This is a genomic window from Streptomyces sp. NPDC111507 (genome assembly GCF_055638955.1).
This window is the reverse complement of sequence record NZ_JBVKBU010000021.1, coordinates 63,041-80,259: the sequence shown is the minus strand read 5'-3', so window position 1 is coordinate 80,259 and position 17,219 is coordinate 63,041. Positions and strand designations below refer to the sequence as shown.

The following is a 17,219-nucleotide window of genomic DNA, read 5'->3' as shown; positions in this document are numbered from 1 at the left end:
TCCGGCCTGGATCAAGAAAGGCATGCACGCAGAAAAGCCACATGGTTGGCGATGCGCCCCCATCTCGCTTACGTTCGCCCTCAATCCGGACGGACGCCCAATCCTGCCGCCGCCCGGTATCCGCACACCCACCGGTAACCGGCAGGAGCGGGGGACCCACAGGTACCACGCCTGTTCCGGTCTCCGGAACGGCTAGGGGTATAGCCGCGCAGCCGCGTGGCCGGGCATCTCCAGCCCGCACCCGACAGCTCACCCCGCAGGCGCCGGAGAGGAATTCTTCATGCCCGCGAAGGGTAAGCACCGCCGACCCAAGTCCCAGCGTTTCTCACGCTCGATCGCCGTGGCCGGAACCGGTGGCGCCGCCCTCGCGCTGCCGCTGATGGGGGCCGCCGGTGCCCATGCCGCGACGCCGACGGCCGCGGTTTCGTCCACTCCGGAAAAGACCGCGACCATTTACGGCGCGGCGGTTTCGGAAAAGACCGTGACGGTTTCGGAAAAGACGGCGACGACGTCCACGGTCTCGACGAAAACCTATTCGGTGAAGGCCGGCGACTGGCTCTCCAGGATCGCCGAGCGGCAGCACGTCAGGGGCGGCTGGCAGAAGCTCTACTCCGACAACCGCCAGGCCATCGGCAGCGACCCCTCGCTGATCCACCCCGGTCTGAAGCTCACGATCGGCGAGAGGGCCGCGTCGACCGACGACACCGAGCCGTCGACCAAGACGTCCACGCAGTCGTCCGCCAAGACGTCCACGCGGTCGTCGGCGCAGTCGGCCACCGGGTCGTCCGGCGCGGCGGACGCGCCCAAGACCCAGGCCGCCGCCCCCCGGGCCACCGGCACCGCCACCGACACCGGTTACACCCTGCCGGTCGGGGGCGCCACCATCGGCACCGGCTACAAGGTCGCCGGCAGCATGTGGTCCAGCGGCTATCACACCGGCGTGGACTTCGTGGTCCCGACCGGCACCACCATCAAGGCCGTCGCCGCCGGCACCGTCGTATCGGCCGGCTGGGGCGGCGCGTACGGCAACCAGGTCGTCATCCAGCACGCCGACGGCCGGTACTCGCAGTACGCCCACATGTCCGCCCTGTCCGTCTCGGCGGGCCAGACCGTGACCGAGGGCCAGCAGATCGGCCTCTCCGGCGCGACCGGCAACGTCACCGGTCCGCACCTGCACTTCGAGATCCGCACCACCCCGAACTACGGCTCGGACATGGACCCGGTCGCGTATCTGCGCTCGCACGGTGTCGCCGTCGGCTGACACCCGCCGCGCCTCTCACGTCTTCGAGGGTCGGACCCCGCGATCGCGGGGTCCGACCCTCGGCGTTTCGCCACGCGTCTCGGCGTGGTCCTTTCATGATCGGCACATTGCGGCCTTGTGGCACCTGCGCACGAGGTCTCGACACGGTGCGAGTGGGGCTTCACAGTGATCTCCGTAAGCGCTTTCTGCGTCTTCGGCGGCGGCATCGCGACCGTCGTCGCCACCGCAAGGAGCACGCCATCGTGAGACCTCGAAGACTCGGCGTCGGCACCGCCGCCGCGCTGCCGGCCGGTCTGGTCGCCGCGCCCTCGCACGCCACCGAACAGCATCCGCCGCCGCGCCGGATCGTGGAGAACCTGGACCGCGGTCTGGTCGCCGTCCCCTCGGGCAAGGGCACCTTCCTGAGCCGGCGGTTACTCGGCACGGAGTACGCGCTCCGCCCAGTTCTCGGCTCCGCTCGAACAGGGGGTGCCCCCACCGGGGACGCGATCGCGTTCACCGTGTACAAGGGCGGACGGCGGCTCGACCAGGCGCCGGTCACCCGGTCGACCACGTACCAGGACGACAGCCGGGGCACCGGCACCTACACCGTGCGTGCCGTCGTCAACGGCCCTGAGCGGAAGCCGAGTTCGGCGGCGCCCGACCTCGCGCGGGGCTACGCCGAGATTCCGCAGGCCGCCGCCGACGGATACACCGTGCAACACGCGTGGCCCGGTGACCTCGACGTCGGCCGGGGCAGCGCCGCCGACATCGACCCCGGCCACCCCGGCTACGCGTACTGGACCTCCACCGCCGACGTCACCCGCCCAGGCGCGGGCGTCTTCAACGTCCAGGACGGAAAGGTCTCCACGACCACGCCCGGCGTCAACTTCCGCATCTGGTGGGACGGCGACAAGGGCGCCGAACTCCTCGCGTGCACGCACGTCGACAACACGCACGTCGACAAGCGGGATCCGAAGGCCGAGACCAGCACGCGCCTCCTCGACCCGGCCGGTGTCGTCTCCGGCGCCCGCAACGCGACCCCGTTCTACGGCGACCTCCTCGGTGACTGGCGCGAGGAGATCCTCGCCGAGACCGGCGACCACACCGCGCCGCGCCTGTACACCACCACCGAACCGACGAAGACCCGTATCCACACGCTCGCCCAGAACCCCGGCCACCACCTCGGCCGGATCGTGCGCGGCTGTCTCCAGTCGACGTACACGGACTACCACCTGGGCACCGAGACCCGGCGGGTGCCGAAGCCCGCCATCACCACCGCCGCTCGCACAGAAGGAACCTCATGACCACCCGCAGAGCCTTCGCGACCCTCGCCGCCGGTGCCGCGCTGTCGACGCTCGTCCCTGCCACCGCCGCGAGCGCCACGCCGCGCCACCGTCGCGGCCGGCTCATCGCCCACGACGGCTTCCGCCGCGGCCTCGGCCAGTGGGTCACCGAACTGCAGGACGGCGGCACGGTCACCGCCTCACACGGCGTCCTGGACATCGACGTACCGAGCGGTGCGACGGTCTGGTTCAAGCAGCGGCTCGAGGGGCCGTACGTCATCGAGTACACCGCCACACCCGTCTCCGAGGGTGGCGTCAACGACCGGGTCTCCGACCTCAACAACTTCTGGAACGCCGTCGACGTCCGCTCCCCGGACGACCTCTTCGCCACTCCCCGGGGCGGCGCCCTGGCCGAATACGACTACCTGAAGACGTACTACGTCGGATACGGCGCCAACACCAACACGACCACGCGGCTGCGTCGGTACGTGGGGGAGCCGGGCGTCCGCCCACTCGTCTACGACTACACGGAGCCGCTGCTCACGGCCAACGAGCCGCATCGTGTCCGGGTCGTCTCGGACGGCTCCACGGTCCGCTGGTGGAACAACGGACGGCTCGTTTTCGACTACGTCGACCCGGAGCCGTACACGAGTGGGCACTTCGCGTTCCGGACCACATGGAGCCACTTCCGGATCGAGGGCTTCCAGGTGTGGCGGCTGTTCAACCACTCCTGACAGAGCCTTATTCCGGATTCGGTCACACTTTACGAGTGGCTTATCTCACCACCCGTCAACCCCTTCTTACGGTCGCGTAGCTCACATCGAAAGGTGAATCATGGGCCGATGTGGCAGACGATTCGAAGAGTGACAACAGATCAGTGATCGGGTCGTACGTGGCGGTGGGGGACAGCTTCACCGAAGGCGTGGGCGACCCCGGCCCCGACGGGGCCTTCGTCGGGTGGGCCGACCGGTTCGCGGTGCTCCTCGCCGACCGGCGGCCCGAAGGCGACTTCACCTACACCAACCTCGCCGTACGCGGAAAGCTGCTCGACCAGATCGTCGAGGACCAGCTCCGGGGCGCCAAGGAACTCGCCCCCGACCTGGTCTCCTTCTGCGCGGGCGGCAACGACATCATCCGGCCGGGCACCGACCCCGACGAGGTCGCCGAGCGCTTCGAGCGCGCGATCGCCGACCTCACCTCCGCCGTCGGCACCGTCATGGTGACGACCGGCTTCGACACCCGTACCGTCCCCGTGCTGAAGCATCTGCGCGGCAAGATAGCCACGTACAACGGGCACGTGAGGGCCATCGCCGACCGGTACGGCTGTCCGGTCCTCGACCTGTGGTCCCTGAAGACGATCCAGGACCGCCGCGCCTGGGACGGCGACCGCCTGCACCTCTCGCCCGAGGGCCACACCCGGGTCGCGCTGCGCGCCGGCCAGGTCCTCGGCCTCGAAGTGCCCGCGGACCCCGACCAGCCCTGGCCTCCGCTGCCGCCCCGCGGCACGCTCGAGGTCCGGCGCGACGACATCCACTGGGCACGCGAGTACCTCGTTCCGTGGATCGGGCGCCGACTGCGCGGGGAGTCCTCCGGCGACCACGTGGCCGCCAAGGGCAGTCTCTCGCCGGACGACATCAAGATGCGGATCGAGTCCGTGGCCTGAACGACGGGTCTCCGACGTGCCGGTGGCTTGGCGGGAGTGGGCGCGGCCCGGACCGAACTCGCCGCCGCGCCTGCGGCCCCTGTGGCGCGGCGGCGTCGTGCGGTGTCGTCGTGTGTCGACACGGCGCGGCGACGGTCGCCGAGTCGGGCGGGCGTGCCCGTGGAGGCCTCGCCAGTGGCTCGGCGGTGGGCAGGCCGCAGCCGGACCGATCCGCCCGGTGGGTGGTGGTGCGGCGACTGCCGACCGAACCGTCCAGGCGCGTGCCCCGGCGTGCGCCTCAGCGCACCGCCGCCGTCAACGCCTCTCGCGCGAGCCCCAGTTCCCGGGCGAGCGCCTCGTCCACCCACTCCTGGGCCCGCGCCCGCGACACCGCTCCCGTGTAGGCGGTCATCTGCACGGCGAGCCCGTCGAGCAGCGCCGTCAACCGCAGGGCGGCACCCGTGGGATCCGGGCACTCGAACTCGCCGGCCGCCTCTCCCTCCACGATCACCTCGGTGATCGCGGCCTTCCACTGCTTGTCGAGATCACGCGTGACCTCCTGAAGCGCGGGCTCGCGCAAGGCGGCCGCCCAGCCCTCGATCCACAGTCGCCAGCCCTTGGCCTGACCGGTCGGCGCGTACCAGCGCACGGCGGCGCGCAGCCTGCGCAGCGCCGACGTACGACGGCCGAGCAGCTTGCGCAGATGGGCGAGGTCGTCCTCGGCCGCGTAGGTGAACGCGGCGGCGACCAGCTTCTCCTTGGTGGAGAAGTGGTACAGCACCAACGCGTTGCTCACCCCGAGCACCGAGGCCACATCGGCGATGCGCACCGCCGCCACGCCCCGCGCCTCGATCTGCTCGATGGCGGCGCGCAGCAACTCCTCGCGCCGTTCCGCCACGCTCAACCGCACCCTCGCCACGCGGTAACCCTAATGCTCGACGGGGTCAGTCGACGAACTGGTAGTCAAACCGGATGCGGCCGTCCTCGTCGAGGACCAGGAACTCCCGGCCACCGCCCGTGGCCCGGCCCTCCCCGGTGTGGAAGGACTCCCAGCGGAACGTGATGACGTCCCGCAGCTGTTGGGCGGGTTCCTGGATCCGGAAGACGTAGGTCCCCGGGGCGACGAATGCGTCGTGGGCGCGGGTCACGCGCGTGTGCAGTTCGTCGTGGCCACGGGCCTCCAGGACGGCGGTGGTGAAGCCGAGGCCCACCGCGGTGTCCCGCATCTGCTGGGGCGGCCGGAGGACGTGCAGACCGTCCTGAGCCCAGAGTTCGTCCACAGTCCTGCGGCGGATCTCCGGATCGGGTTCGTTCCAGACGCCGATGTAGCGCTCGATCAGGTCCTGCGGGTCGATGGTGGGCATGGCTGCTCCCGGTACGAGTCGGACGTCGTGTGGGGAGGGGCGGTCACTCGCGCTCGCGCGCCCTCGCTGCACCGACTCTGCTGTCACCGGCCCCGCGTCTCAATTCCCCAGGAGGAATGGCGGGAGGGCCGCGAGGCGAATGACGGGAGGGCCGCGCGGCGGGTGTCCGTCAGCGGTACCACCCGAAGCGCTCCGCGATCACCGGCAGCCGGTCGGCGACGATGGCGTGCGCGGCGGCCCGTGGTGTCGTACCGTCGGCCTCCGCGCGGGCCAGCATCCGGTCGATCAGGTCGCGCATGGAACGCCGGGTGTACGCGAACGCCTCGTCCGCGTCCGCGCCGATGTCGCCGAAGAGCGTCCACCACCACCAGGCGTTCGTCCCGGAGTTGACCACGACGTCCGGCAGCACGACGACCCCGCGCGCGGCGAGCAGCTCCTCCGCCTCGGGCAGTACGGGCATGTTGGCCGCCTCGACGATCCAGCGGGCGCCGATCTGCCGCTGGTTCTCGGTGTCGACGGCGTACGAGACCGCCGCGGGAACCAGCACCTCCGCGTCCATGGACAGCCAGGCGTCGCCCGGGAGTTCCTGGTCTGCCGGGCGCAGCGCGCCGCGGTCGACCGTCCCGTAGGCGTCCCGCGCCGCGAGCAGCGCGTCGATGTCCAGCCCGTCCGGGTTCGCGATCGTGCCCTTGACGTCCGCGACGGCGACGATGGCGAGGCCCGCGCGGGAGAGGAAGCGGGCCGTGGCTCCGCCCATGGTGCCCAGGCCCTGCACGGCCACACGCGTCCCCGCGTGTGCCACCCCGGCCCGGTCCAGGGCCGCGAGCACCGACTCGGCGACACCGCAGCCGCCGACCAGTTCGTCGAGCCCGATCCCGTCCACGTCGACCGCGAAGGCGTCCGCGAGCCGCCGACGGGCCGTCGTCTCGTCGTCGAGCAGCGGGTACACGGCCTGGATGGACGAGACGAGCCCCGCCTCCTCGGCGGCCCGGTCGACCAGGTCCTGGGTGAGCCCGAGGTCCTCACCCGTGGTCCAGAAGCTCTCGATGTAGGGGCGCATGGCGCGCAGATAGCGCACCAGCAGGCCGTACGCCGCCGGATCCTGGGGATCGCAGTCGATGCCGCCCTTGGCGCCGCCCAGCGGGATGTAGCGGCCCTCAGGGTTGTAGTGCAGGGCCTCCTTCATCGTCATCCCGCGGGCGAGCCCGGCGACCTCGTCCAGGGTGCAGCCCGCGCGCATCCGCAGGCCGCCGCTGGACACGCCCCGGACGAGCCGGTCGACCACGAGATAGCCCGGTCTGCCCGTGACGTGGTCGGTCCAGGTGAGCGTGATCAGGGGTGCGGTCGAAGGCGGGGTGAGCGGCGCGGCCGACGGTGGGGTCGGGGGTGTGGTCATGGGCGTGGTCATGGGGTCTCCTCGGGGACGGCGATCAGGGTGGGACCAGGCGTGCGCAGCGCCTCGGTGAGGGCGAGAGCCAGCTCGTCGGGGTGGCACACGCGTGTGCCCTGTCCTCCGTAGGCGCGGGCCAGGGCGGGCAGATCGACCGGAGCGAGGTCCACCGCGGTCGGGCGGTCGCCACGGGCGGCCATCTCGTCGCGGATCTCTCCGTAGCCGCCGTTGTCGAACACCACGACGGGCAGCGGGAGTCGCAGCTGCGCGGCGGTCGCCAGTTCCTGCACCGTGAACTGGAGGCCACCGTCCCCGCTCAGCGCCACCACCTGGCGCTCCGGGCACGCCACCTTGGCGCCGAGCGCCGCGGGCAGCGCGTAGCCGAGCGTGCCGAAGCCGGTCGGGTGAAGATAACGTCCCGCCGGGCCCAGCGGGAGGTGCGGGAGCGCGCCGTAGTAGCAGCACTGGGCACTGTCCGAGGTGATGACCGCGTCGTCGGCCAGGACGGCGCGGATCGCCCGCAGGTACGGGATCCAGCGCGTGTCGCGCTCGGCACTCCCGGCGTACCGCGCGTCCCGCACCGCGGCGACCTCGTCGACGTCGATGCCGCCTCGCGGGTCGGGGATGTCGTGTCGCACGCGCGCGTGGAGACCCATTTCCGACAACAGCCCCTCCAGGGAGGCCCGCGCGTCGCCGACGAGCGCGATGTCCGTGGGCAGCCCGGAGTGCATCTGGTCCGGGTCGAGGTCGGCCCGGACGAGCGTGCCCCCAAGGGCGGTCGGCGGCGACCAGAAATCGGATTCGGCCAGCTCCGTGCCCACGGCGAGGACGACGTCACGACCCGCCAGCCACTTCTGCACTGACTCAGTGTGCAGCGAGACGCCGAGCGAGAGCGGATGCCGCTCGGGTACGACGCCCTTGCCGTTGGCGGTCGTCACGACGGCCGCGCCGCACGCCTCCGCGAGAGTCAGACAGGCGGTCGCGGCGCCGCGCGCGCCACCGCCGAGCACCAGTGCGGGCCGCCGCGCCTCCCGCAGGGCGCGCGCGGCCCGTCGTACGGCCTCGGCGTCCGGCAGGGTCGGCGCGATGGCCGGGGCGAGCCGCACCGGGCCGGCGGGCTCGGCCGCCGTCAGGAGGTCCAGCGGCACCTCGAGGTGCACCGGGCGCGGTCGCCGCGTACGGAAGAGGGTGAACGCGCGCGCCACGGCGGCGCCGATCTCGGCCACCGAGGAGACCCGGTGGCTGAACGCGGCGACGCCCCGCAGTGCCTCGGTCTGGCTGCGCATCTCGTGCAGCAGCCCGGTCGACAGCCGAGGGTGGTGCAGCGGCATACCCGGGGAGACGACCAGCAGGGGCACGCTGTCCGAGTAGGCCTGCCCGACGGCGGCCGTGACGTTGAGGAGCGCGGGACCGGTGGTCGTGATCACGACACCGGGGCGGCCGGTCACGCGCGCGTACCCGTCGGCTGCGTACCCGGCGCCCTGTTCATGGCGCGGGGTCGCGTGCCGTACGCCGTACGCCGCCAGGTGCCGGTAGATCTCCAGGTTGTGCGTGCCGGGGATGCCGAACGCCTGTGTCACGTCATGCGCGGCGAGCGCCCGGACGAGCGCCTCGCCACCGGTGAGCACGCCGGTGCGCGAGTCGGTGCTCAGGTCGGCCTCCATGGCGCCTCCAGGTGCGGAACGAGCGGCGCGACCGAAGACCCACCGGCATCTTTACTGAATCGCCATTCAGTATCGGGAGGGACCCCGAAGTCTGTCAATTTACTGAACGGATCATCAGTAGTCGGTCTGAGGCGCCCCGCCGGTCCACCTTCTCCGCGAGTGCCTTGGGGCCTGGGGCGAGGACCGGCGAGGACCGGCGAGGACCGTCCCGTGGGTGCGCTTCGCCTACCGCTCCATGAGGAGGCTCGCAGGGCGGCCCGGACCTCGCGGTGTGTACCGGGGACATCGCGCTGTGACACCGTCGACCCGGCGCTGTCAGAGGGGCCGACCATAATGGGAGGCCTGACCGACTCCACTTGGAGGTACCGTGACCGGTTTCCGTACGTTGAGCTCCGGGCTCCGCGCGTTGCAGCCCGCCGCCTTCGGCGCGGACCCCGGCGGTGAGCGCATGGAGCGCATCCGCAGATCTCCGAATTTCGCGGACGGTGTCTTCCAGAACCCGGTGAGTGCCCGGACCCGCCCCGACGGCTCCATGCTCGAGTTCGCGAAGGTTTTCTTCCGCAAGGAGGAGCGCGCCCACCGCGCCCCGGCGGGCACGGTGCCGGTGTATCCCACGACGCTCGCCGACCTCGCCAAGCCCGCGGCGAGCGGGTTGCGGATCACCTGGATGGGGCACTCCAGCGTGCTCGCCGAGATAGACGGGTACCGGGTGCTGTTCGATCCCGTATGGGGCGAGCGCTGTTCCCCCTTCAACTTCGTCGGGCCCAAGCGGCTGCACCCGGTACCCCTGCCGCTGGGCGCGCTCGGCCCGGTCGACGTCGTCGTCATCTCGCACGACCACTACGACCACCTCGACCTGCCCACCATCAAGGCCCTGGCCGACACGGACACGGTCTTCGCGGTGCCGCTCGGCGTCGGCGCTCACCTGGAGCACTGGGGCGTCTCGCCCGACCGCGTGCGCGAGCTGGACTGGAACGAGAGCACCAAGGTCGGCGGCGTCTCCCTGACCGCGACACCCGCCCGGCACTTCTGCGGCCGAGGCCTGCGCAACACCCAGCACACGCTCTGGGCCTCCTGGGTGGTGACGGGTGACGAGCACCGGATCTACCACAGCGGGGACACCGGCTACTTCGAGGGCTTCAAGGACATCGGCGCCGAGCACGGCCCGTTCGACCTCACGATGATCCAGATCGGGGCGTACAGCGAGTTCTGGCCCGACATCCACATGACGCCCGAGGAGGGCATGCGCACCCACCTGGACCTCCAGGGCGGGCAGCCCACCGGTGTGATGCTGCCCATCCACTGGGCCACGTTCAACCTGGCGACCCACCCGTGGGTGGAGCCCGGCGAGGGCACGATGGCGGCCGCGCACGCGGTGGGCGCCCGGGTCGCGCTGCCCCGCCCCGGCCAGCCCTTCGAGCCCACCACGGAGATGGTCCCGGCCGAGCCCTGGTGGCGCGGTGTGGCCGTGCCGCCGAGGGGTGGCTGGCCCGCCGTCGAGACATCCGGAGCGGATGCCTCCGTTTCCAACACTCCGGGTGATGTCGTGGGTGAAGCTTCCGAAGGCACCGGAGAGCCGGAGACGGTGCCCGCGAGCTGAATTTCCTGAATGTCCGATCGGCGGCGAGGGCCGGGGAGCGAGCTGCTCCCCGGCCCTCGCTGTTTGTTGGTGACCGGTTCTGACCAGCTCTGATCGGACCGGTGACGCAAGGGAACGTGCGTCCGATGGGGATATCGGTCTGCCGTGCGAGGCCTCATACCAGAGCGGGACGCCTTCCGGGGGAGTTTGTCAACTGCCCACCGCACATGATGGCTTGGCGACTACTGTCAGTTGCCGTCGGGCGACGCGGGGCCGAATTTTTCGGCTCTCTCGACCGGCATCGCGATGGCGCACGCCCGAGTCGCGCAGACCCGCGGGAGCCCCCCGTGGCCCCCGACGCACCAGTACGAGGACGCAGATGTCTCACCTCCGCGCACCGGCCGCACGCGCAGACCGCCGTGAGGGCGGGCGGCACGGGCGGCCGGTCGCCCGCACGGTCCACCCGCAGCCCGAGACCCGCCTACGGCCCCAGTTGCTGCGCCTGGCGGTCCTGCCGCCGATCGCGGTGGCGCTCAGCGGCTGTGCGGCCGTGCTGTTCACCGTCCGCTCCACCGGCGCACGCCCCGGCGTAGTCCTGTGGGCGGTGCTCGCCGGCGCCGGGTGCGTGGCCCTCGCGGGCATCCTGATCGCCGCCGTGGGCGCCGAGCGGGCCGCCGCGTCCGTGCGGGAACGCATCGGCGCCCTGCGCCGCGGCAGCGCCCGTACCGAGGCCGACCTGCGCGCCGTCGTCGAGGGCCTGCGCCGGGGCGAGAGCCCTCCCACGCCCAAGCCGCGCCGACGGCCCGAGCCGGACGCCGACGAGTTCGAGCTGCTCGCAGCCGACCTCTCCCGTGCGCACGACGGCGCCGTCACCGCCGTCGTGCAGGCGGCTCAACTCTCCAGCCAGGCGGGCAGCGAGCAGAAGGTCGAGGTCTTCGTCAATCTCGCGCGGCGGCTTCAGTCCCTCGTGCACCGCGAGATCTCGATCCTCGACGAGCTGGAGAACGAGATCGAGGATCCGGACCTGCTCAAGGGCCTCTTCCACGTCGACCACCTCGCCACCCGCATCCGCCGCCACGCCGAGAACCTCGCCGTGCTCGGCGGCGCCGTCTCACGCCGCCAGTGGAGCAACCCCGTCTCCATGACCGAGGTGCTGCGGTCCGCGATCGCCGAGGTCGAGCAGTACTCGCGGGTCAAGCTGGTGCCCCCGATCGACGGCACCCTGCGCGGGCACGCCGTCGCCGACGTCATCCACCTGCTGGCCGAACTCGTCGAGAACGCCACGGTGTTCTCCGCCCCGCACACTCAAGTCCTGCTGCGCGTCAATCTCGTCACCTCCGGCCTCGCGGTCGAGGTCGAGGACCGGGGCCTCGGCATGCCCCTGGGCGAACAGAACAAGATGAACGCGCTGCTCACCGACCCCGATCAGGTGAATGTCGCCAGCCTCCTCCAGGACGGCCGGATCGGTCTGTTCGTGGTGTCCCAGCTCGCCCGGCGGCACGGCATCCACGTACGGCTCCAGACCAACATCTACGGCGGTGTCCAGGCCGTACTCGTCGTACCGCAGGCGCTGTTGGGCGCGGCGCCGGGCGCCCTCGGCGACGTATCGCAAGCACAGGCCCAGCAGGCCCAGCAGGCCCAGCAGGCCCAGCAGCCCAAGGCCGGCGGCCCGCGTCCGCCCGCCGGACCACAGGCAGGGCCGACCGCGCCCGTGCCGTCCGCCGGTGTGACGGTGGCCTCCGTGCCGCGGCAGGCGCAGCGGGACCAGCTGCCGCCCGCAGCGCTGGGCACGGGCGGCAGCGGCCCGGCGCCGCTCCCCGTGCGCGGCGCCCGAGCGGAGCGGCCCAACCCGGCCGAGGCACTGCCCGGTATCCGCCCCGGAGACCGGCCCGTGGTCGCGGAGAACGCGGCCATGCCGCCCACCCCCCGCAACGGCGCGGTGCGCGGCACCATGGGCAAGCCCCAACTGCCCAAACGACGCGCCCAGGAGCACATCGCACCCCAACTGCGCGACGGGCCCGTGCCCCGCCAGGACCCGGAGCAGGTCGTCGGCCACGACCCCGGCCTGATGGCGGCGTTCCAGCGGGGGATCGGGCTCGCGGAGGCCCAGCACGCCGAGGAACGGCGCACGGAGGCGCCGCACAGCGGAGCACCGCACATGCAGCGGCCGCACCCCGATCTGCCGCACTCCGACCTGCTGCACCCGGACCTGCTGCACCGGGACCCGCCGCACCCGGATCTGCGGCACCTGGACCCGTTGCCGCCGCTGGATGTGATCCGCGTCGATCAGACGTCCACGGGCGGCGCGCCCCGCATAGCCGACGCGCACACCGCGCACGCGCCCGCCCCGCACGAGGCGCACGGGACCCACGACAGCGCACCCGCGCCCGGACACGACCACACGGCCCGGCACGACGGGAGCACAACGGCCGGATGACCACCCCCCTGACGACCCCCACCCGCACGCCCTACCGCACCCCCACACCCTCCGCTCCGGCAGACCTTCGTACTTCAAGGAGTCGATCCACCATGGCGAGCGACGCGCCGACCGCCCACGCCCATGTATCCGATCTCGACTGGCTGATGAGCGGCCTCGTACAGCGCGTACCGCACACGAACAGCGCGGTACTCCTCTCCTGCGACGGACTCGTGAAGTCGGTCCACGGACTCGACCCGGACAGCGCCGACCACATGGCGGCGCTCGCCTCCGGCCTCTACTCGCTCGGCCGCAGCGCGGGCGTGCGCTTCGGCGACGGCGGTGACGTACGCCAGGTCGTCGTCGAACTCGACTCGACCCTGCTGTTCGTCTCCACCGCGGGCTCCGGCACCTGTCTCGCCGTGCTCGCCGGCCGCGAGGCCGACGCGGCGGTGCTCGGCTACGAGATGGCGATGCTGGTCAAGAGCGTCCGTCCGTATCTGATGACCGCGCCCCGGCAGGCCGCCGTGGAACCGCCGGCGATGAGGCCTTGAGCGTGGCCGCGGCCGGCGACGGGCCCTGGCTCGACGACGCGGCCGGACGGCTGGTGCGCCCTTACACGGTCAGCAACGGCCGGACCCGGCCTACCACCGCCCTCGACCTGCTGTCGCAGGTGATGGCCACCGGGGCAACACCTCTGGGCTACCTGGGCCCCGAGCACACCCAGGCACTCGAACTGTGCCGGGCGCCCGTCTCGGTCGCGGAGATCGCCGCACACCTGAAGCTGCCCGCGGCGGTCACCAAGGTGCTGCTCTCCGACCTCGTCGACTGCGGGGCACTGACCACCAAGCCGCCCGAGTTCCACCACAACCCCACTGACCGGTCTCTTCTGGAGGCAGTGCTCGATGGACTACGACGACAGCTCTGATCCCTTCCCCACCGCGCTGAAGATCCTGGTGGCCGGAGGGTTCGGGGTCGGCAAGACGACCTTCGTGGGCGCGGTGAGCGAGATCGCGCCGCTCAGCACGGAGGAGCTGCTCACCACGGTCAGCGCCGCGACCGACGATCTCGACGGCATCGAGAACAAGGTCGAGACCACCGTGGCGATGGACTTCGGCCGCATCACCCTCGATCCGGAACACGTCCTGTACCTGTTCGGCACACCCGGGCAGCAGCGGTTCTGGTTCATGTGGGACGAGCTGTCCGAGGGCGCGCTCGGTGCGGTGATCCTCGCCGACACCCGTCGCCTGGAGGACTGTTTCGCGGCCGTCGACTTCTTCGAGCAGCGCGGTCTCGGCTTCATCGTCGCCGTCAACGAGTTCGACGGTGCCTACCGCTACGACCCCGAGGAGGTGCGCGCGGCCATCGACCTCGACCCCGAGATCCCCATCGTGCGCTGTGACGCCCGGATCTCCAGTTCGGGCGTGCAGACCCTGCTCACCCTGGTCCGCCACCTCCTCGCCCACGCACCGACGCACGCACCCATCCGCTGAGCCCGCAACCGGCGTACGCCTTCGACCGCTGAGCCCGCACCCGACCCACGTCCCCCGCCACGGAGCCCACACACCATGACGCCCGCCCCACACCAGGGAGCCCGTAGATGAGTTACGACCCGTCGCGCCCGGCCGGTCGTCTGCTGCTGACCCCGGAGGACAAGGACGCCCCCGCCCGGGTCAGCCGGCTGCGCCGACTGGGTCTGGGGGAGCACACGGAACCCGCCTTCGACGCCTTCGCGGACCGGCTCGCCGAGGTCGCCGCGGTGCCGTACTCGATGGTCAACTTCATCGACGAGAACCGGCAGTTCTTCGCGGGCCTGCACACCCCGGACGGAAACGTCTCGGTGTCCCGGCCGCTCCCGGCCGCCCCGGACGGCACCGTGAAGGTCGTCGGGCGGTACATGACCCGCGACTACGGGTTCTGCCCCCATGTGGTCGTCCGCCGCAAGGCGCTGGTTCTGGAGGACGTCTGCGACTACCCGCGTTTCGCCGGCAACCCGGTCGTCGACGAGATCGGCGTCCGTTCCTACCTGGGGGCCCCGCTCATCGACCACACCGGCATCGCCCTCGGGACGATCTGCGTCGTCGACCTCGAACCGCGCCCGTGGGGGAAGGCGGGCCTGGAGACCATCAAGTCGATGGCGGCGGAACTGGTCGAGCGGATCGAGCGCAGGGCGGACGCCGGGGGGATCTGACGCCCGCGGCCGGAGGCGTGAAGGAAAGCTGCGGCCGCGCTTAAGAAATCCTCGATGGACCAACGGCGCCCCCGTGCGGCAGATTTCTCCGGGAAATCACCCCTCTCCCCGGTACGGGCCCCTTCGGCGTGCCCTGCTCCGGGACCTCACCACGGGAGCCGCAGCTTGAAGGCGCTGGTCAAGGAGAAGGCGGAGCCCGGGCTCTGGCTGACGGACGTCCCGGAACCGGCGATCGGCCACGGCGACGTACTGATCAAGGTCCTCAGGACCGGGATCTGCGGCACCGACCTGCACATCCGCAACTGGGACGGCTGGGCGCAGCAGGCCATCCGCACGCCGCTCGTCCTCGGCCACGAGTTCGTCGGAGAGGTCGTCGAGACCGGCCGCGACGTCGCCGACATCAAGGCGGGCGACCGCGTGAGCGGCGAGGGGCACCTCGTGTGCGGCAAGTGCCGCAACTGCCTGGCCGGGCGCCGCCACCTGTGCCGCGCCACGGTCGGCCTGGGCGTCGGCCGCGACGGCGCGTTCGCCGAGTACGTGGCCCTGCCCGCCGCCAACGTGTGGGTGCACCGCGTCCCGGTCGACCTCGACGTCGCCGCGATCTTCGACCCGTTCGGCAACGCCGTGCACACGGCGCTGTCCTTCCCCCTGGTCGGCGAGGACGTCCTCATCACGGGCGCGGGCCCGATCGGTCTGATGGCCGCGGCCGTGGCCCGGCACGCGGGTGCCCGCAACGTCGTCATCACCGACGTCAGCGAGGAACGCCTCGACCTCGCCCGCAAGATCGGCGTCAGCCTCGCGCTGAACGTCGCGGAGTCGGCCATCGCCGACGGGCAGCGCGCCCTCGGCCTGCGCGAGGGCTTCGACATCGGCCTGGAGATGTCCGGCCGCCCCGAGGCGATGCGCGACATGATCGCCAACATGACGCACGGCGGCCGGATCGCGATGCTCGGCCTGCCCGCCGAGGAGTTCCCGGTCGACTGGTCCCGGATCGTCACCTCCATGATCACGATCAAGGGCATCTACGGCCGTGAGATGTTCGAGACCTGGTACGCGATGTCCGTCCTCCTCGAAGGCGGACTCGACCTCGCGCCGGTCATCACCGGCCGCTATGGCTTCCGCGACTACGAGGCGGCCTTCGCGGACGCCGCGAGCGGCCGCGGCGGCAAGGTCATCCTCGACTGGAGCGCGTGAGCGTCCGCAAGAGCCACTCCGAACCGCGTAACCCCCTAGGAGCCCCTCCATGTTCGACTCCGTGCGCGACGATCTCCGCACCACCCTCGACGAGATCCGCGCCGCCGGTCTGCACAAGCCCGAGCGCGTCATCGGCACCCCGCAGTCCGCGACCGTGAGCGTCACCGCGGGCGGCCGCCCCGGCGAGGTTCTCAACTTCTGCGCGAACAACTACCTCGGCCTCGCCGACCACCCCGAGGTCGTCGCCGCCGCCCACGCGGCCCTCGACCGCTGGGGCTACGGCATGGCGTCCGTCCGCTTCATCTGCGGTACGCAGGAGGTGCACAAGGAGCTGGAAGCGCGCCTGTCCGCGTTCCTCGGCCAGGAGGACACGATCCTCTACTCCTCCTGCTTCGACGCCAACGGCGGCGTCTTCGAGACCCTCCTCGGCGCCGAGGACGCGGTCATCTCCGACGCCCTCAACCACGCCTCGATCATCGACGGCATCCGCCTCTCCAAGGCGCGCCGCTTCCGGTACGCCAACCGTGACATGGCCGATCTGGAGGCCCAGCTCAAGGAGGCGTCCGACGCGCGCCGCCGGCTGATCGTCACCGACGGCGTCTTCTCGATGGACGGCTATGTCGCGCCCCTGAAGGAGATCTGCGACCTCGCCGACCGCTACGACGCCATGGTCATGGTCGACGACTCGCACGCCGTCGGCTTCGTCGGCCCCGGCGGCCGCGGCACCCCCGAGCTGCACGGCGTCATGGATCGCGTCGACATCATCACCGGCACCCTCGGCAAGGCGCTCGGCGGCGCCTCCGGCGGCTATGTCGCCGCCCGCGCCGAGATCGTCGCCCTGCTGCGCCAGCGCTCCCGTCCGTACCTCTTCTCGAACACGCTCGCACCGGTGATCGCGGCGGCCTCCCTGAAGGTGCTCGACCTGCTGGAGTCGGCCGACGACCTGCGCAACCGTCTCGCCGAGAACACCGCGCTGTTCCGTTCCCGGATGACCGCGGAGGGCTTCGACATCCTCCCCGGTGACCATGCGATCGCCCCCGTCATGATCGGCGACGCGTCCGTCGCCGGACGCATGGCGGAGCTCCTCCTGGAGCGCGGCGTCTACGTGATCGGCTTCTCCTACCCGGTCGTCCCGCAGGGCCAGGCCCGGATCCGGGTCCAGCTCTCGGCCGCGCACTCGACGCAGGACGTGAACCGGGCGGTCGACGCGTTCGTGTCGGCCCGCGCGGAGCTCGAGGGCTGAAAGACGCCTG

Annotated in this window: 16 protein-coding genes and 1 riboswitch; of the genes, 12 read left to right on the top strand and 4 right to left on the bottom strand. The window is 71.6% G+C overall.

The annotated features are described in order from the left end of the window. Window positions 1-119 precede the first annotated feature (119 nt). A riboswitch (cyclic di-AMP (ydaO/yuaA leader) is annotated at window positions 120-278 on the top strand. 2 nt (window positions 279-280) lie between these two features. The 4 genes from ACZ7M2_RS46110 to ACZ7M2_RS46095 all read left to right on the top strand — a co-directional run bounded on the left by ACZ7M2_RS46110 (window position 281) and on the right by ACZ7M2_RS46095 (window position 4,189). After that, the gene (locus tag ACZ7M2_RS46110) at window positions 281-1,261 is read left to right on the top strand and encodes a M23 family metallopeptidase (protein ID WP_471600370.1); all 981 of its coding nucleotides are present in this window, start codon (window positions 281-283) and stop codon (window positions 1,259-1,261) included. Window positions 1,262-1,503: 242 nt separating this feature from the next. Next, window positions 1,504-2,547: a rhamnogalacturonan lyase family protein gene (locus ACZ7M2_RS46105; protein WP_471600369.1), complete on the top strand. Its 1,044-nt coding sequence runs from the start codon at window positions 1,504-1,506 to the stop codon at window positions 2,545-2,547. Beyond that, window positions 2,544-3,260: a DUF6250 domain-containing protein gene (locus ACZ7M2_RS46100; protein ID WP_471600368.1), complete on the top strand. Its 717-nt coding sequence runs from the start codon at window positions 2,544-2,546 to the stop codon at window positions 3,258-3,260. The genes ACZ7M2_RS46105 and ACZ7M2_RS46100 overlap by 4 nt, the downstream gene beginning before the upstream one ends. A 143-nt stretch (window positions 3,261-3,403) precedes the next feature. Beyond that, window positions 3,404-4,189, top strand: a complete 786-nt coding sequence (locus ACZ7M2_RS46095; RefSeq protein ID WP_067361236.1) for an SGNH/GDSL hydrolase family protein — start codon at window positions 3,404-3,406, stop codon at window positions 4,187-4,189. A gap of 277 nt (window positions 4,190-4,466) precedes the next feature. On the opposite strand, the gene ACZ7M2_RS46090 is transcribed toward ACZ7M2_RS46095, so the two are convergent. The 4 genes from ACZ7M2_RS46090 to ACZ7M2_RS46075 all read right to left on the bottom strand — a co-directional run bounded on the left by ACZ7M2_RS46090 (window position 4,467) and on the right by ACZ7M2_RS46075 (window position 8,586). Further along, a complete protein-coding gene (locus ACZ7M2_RS46090; protein WP_471600367.1) occupies window positions 4,467-5,087 on the bottom strand; it encodes a TetR/AcrR family transcriptional regulator in 621 nt (206 codons plus the stop codon). A gap of 25 nt (window positions 5,088-5,112) precedes the next feature. Then, window positions 5,113-5,532: a hypothetical protein gene (locus ACZ7M2_RS46085; RefSeq protein WP_471600366.1), complete on the bottom strand. Its 420-nt coding sequence runs from the start codon at window positions 5,530-5,532 to the stop codon at window positions 5,113-5,115. Window positions 5,533-5,701: 169 nt separating this feature from the next. Next, complete coding sequence (locus tag ACZ7M2_RS46080; RefSeq protein WP_471600422.1) at window positions 5,702-6,928, bottom strand: Glu/Leu/Phe/Val dehydrogenase dimerization domain-containing protein; 1,227 nt, start codon at window positions 6,926-6,928, stop codon at window positions 5,702-5,704. Between the two features lie 8 nt (window positions 6,929-6,936). Continuing rightward, window positions 6,937-8,586: a 5-guanidino-2-oxopentanoate decarboxylase gene (locus ACZ7M2_RS46075; RefSeq protein WP_471600365.1), complete on the bottom strand. Its 1,650-nt coding sequence runs from the start codon at window positions 8,584-8,586 to the stop codon at window positions 6,937-6,939. A 367-nt stretch (window positions 8,587-8,953) separates the two neighbouring features. Between ACZ7M2_RS46075 and ACZ7M2_RS46070 the strand changes: the two genes are divergently transcribed. The 8 genes from ACZ7M2_RS46070 (at window position 8,954) to ACZ7M2_RS46035 (ending at window position 17,209) form a co-directional block, all read left to right on the top strand. Continuing rightward, complete coding sequence (locus ACZ7M2_RS46070; protein WP_471600364.1) at window positions 8,954-10,186, top strand: MBL fold metallo-hydrolase; 1,233 nt, start codon at window positions 8,954-8,956, stop codon at window positions 10,184-10,186. Between the two features lie 358 nt (window positions 10,187-10,544). Beyond that, a complete protein-coding gene (locus ACZ7M2_RS46065; protein WP_471600363.1) occupies window positions 10,545-12,602 on the top strand; it encodes a sensor histidine kinase in 2,058 nt (685 codons plus the stop codon). 92 nt (window positions 12,603-12,694) lie between these two features. After that, entirely contained in the window at window positions 12,695-13,135 is a 441-nt protein-coding gene (locus ACZ7M2_RS46060; protein WP_319752085.1) for a roadblock/LC7 domain-containing protein, read from the top strand. A gap of 2 nt (window positions 13,136-13,137) precedes the next feature. Further along, window positions 13,138-13,509, top strand: coding sequence for a DUF742 domain-containing protein (locus ACZ7M2_RS46055; RefSeq protein ID WP_054232708.1), 372 nt, complete (start codon window positions 13,138-13,140; stop codon window positions 13,507-13,509). Continuing rightward, window positions 13,487-14,074: a GTP-binding protein gene (locus ACZ7M2_RS46050; protein WP_352051162.1), complete on the top strand. Its 588-nt coding sequence runs from the start codon at window positions 13,487-13,489 to the stop codon at window positions 14,072-14,074. The genes ACZ7M2_RS46055 and ACZ7M2_RS46050 overlap by 23 nt, the downstream gene beginning before the upstream one ends. A gap of 107 nt (window positions 14,075-14,181) precedes the next feature. Continuing rightward, window positions 14,182-14,772, top strand: coding sequence for a GAF domain-containing protein (locus tag ACZ7M2_RS46045; RefSeq protein WP_471600362.1), 591 nt, complete (start codon window positions 14,182-14,184; stop codon window positions 14,770-14,772). A 165-nt stretch (window positions 14,773-14,937) separates the two neighbouring features. Then, on the top strand, window positions 14,938-15,966 hold the full coding sequence (tdh, locus tag ACZ7M2_RS46040; RefSeq protein ID WP_352051164.1) for an L-threonine 3-dehydrogenase: 1,029 nt from the start codon (window positions 14,938-14,940) through the stop codon (window positions 15,964-15,966). A gap of 49 nt (window positions 15,967-16,015) precedes the next feature. Then, the gene (locus ACZ7M2_RS46035) at window positions 16,016-17,209 is read left to right on the top strand and encodes a glycine C-acetyltransferase (protein WP_352051165.1); all 1,194 of its coding nucleotides are present in this window, start codon (window positions 16,016-16,018) and stop codon (window positions 17,207-17,209) included. Window positions 17,210-17,219 lie beyond the last annotated feature (10 nt).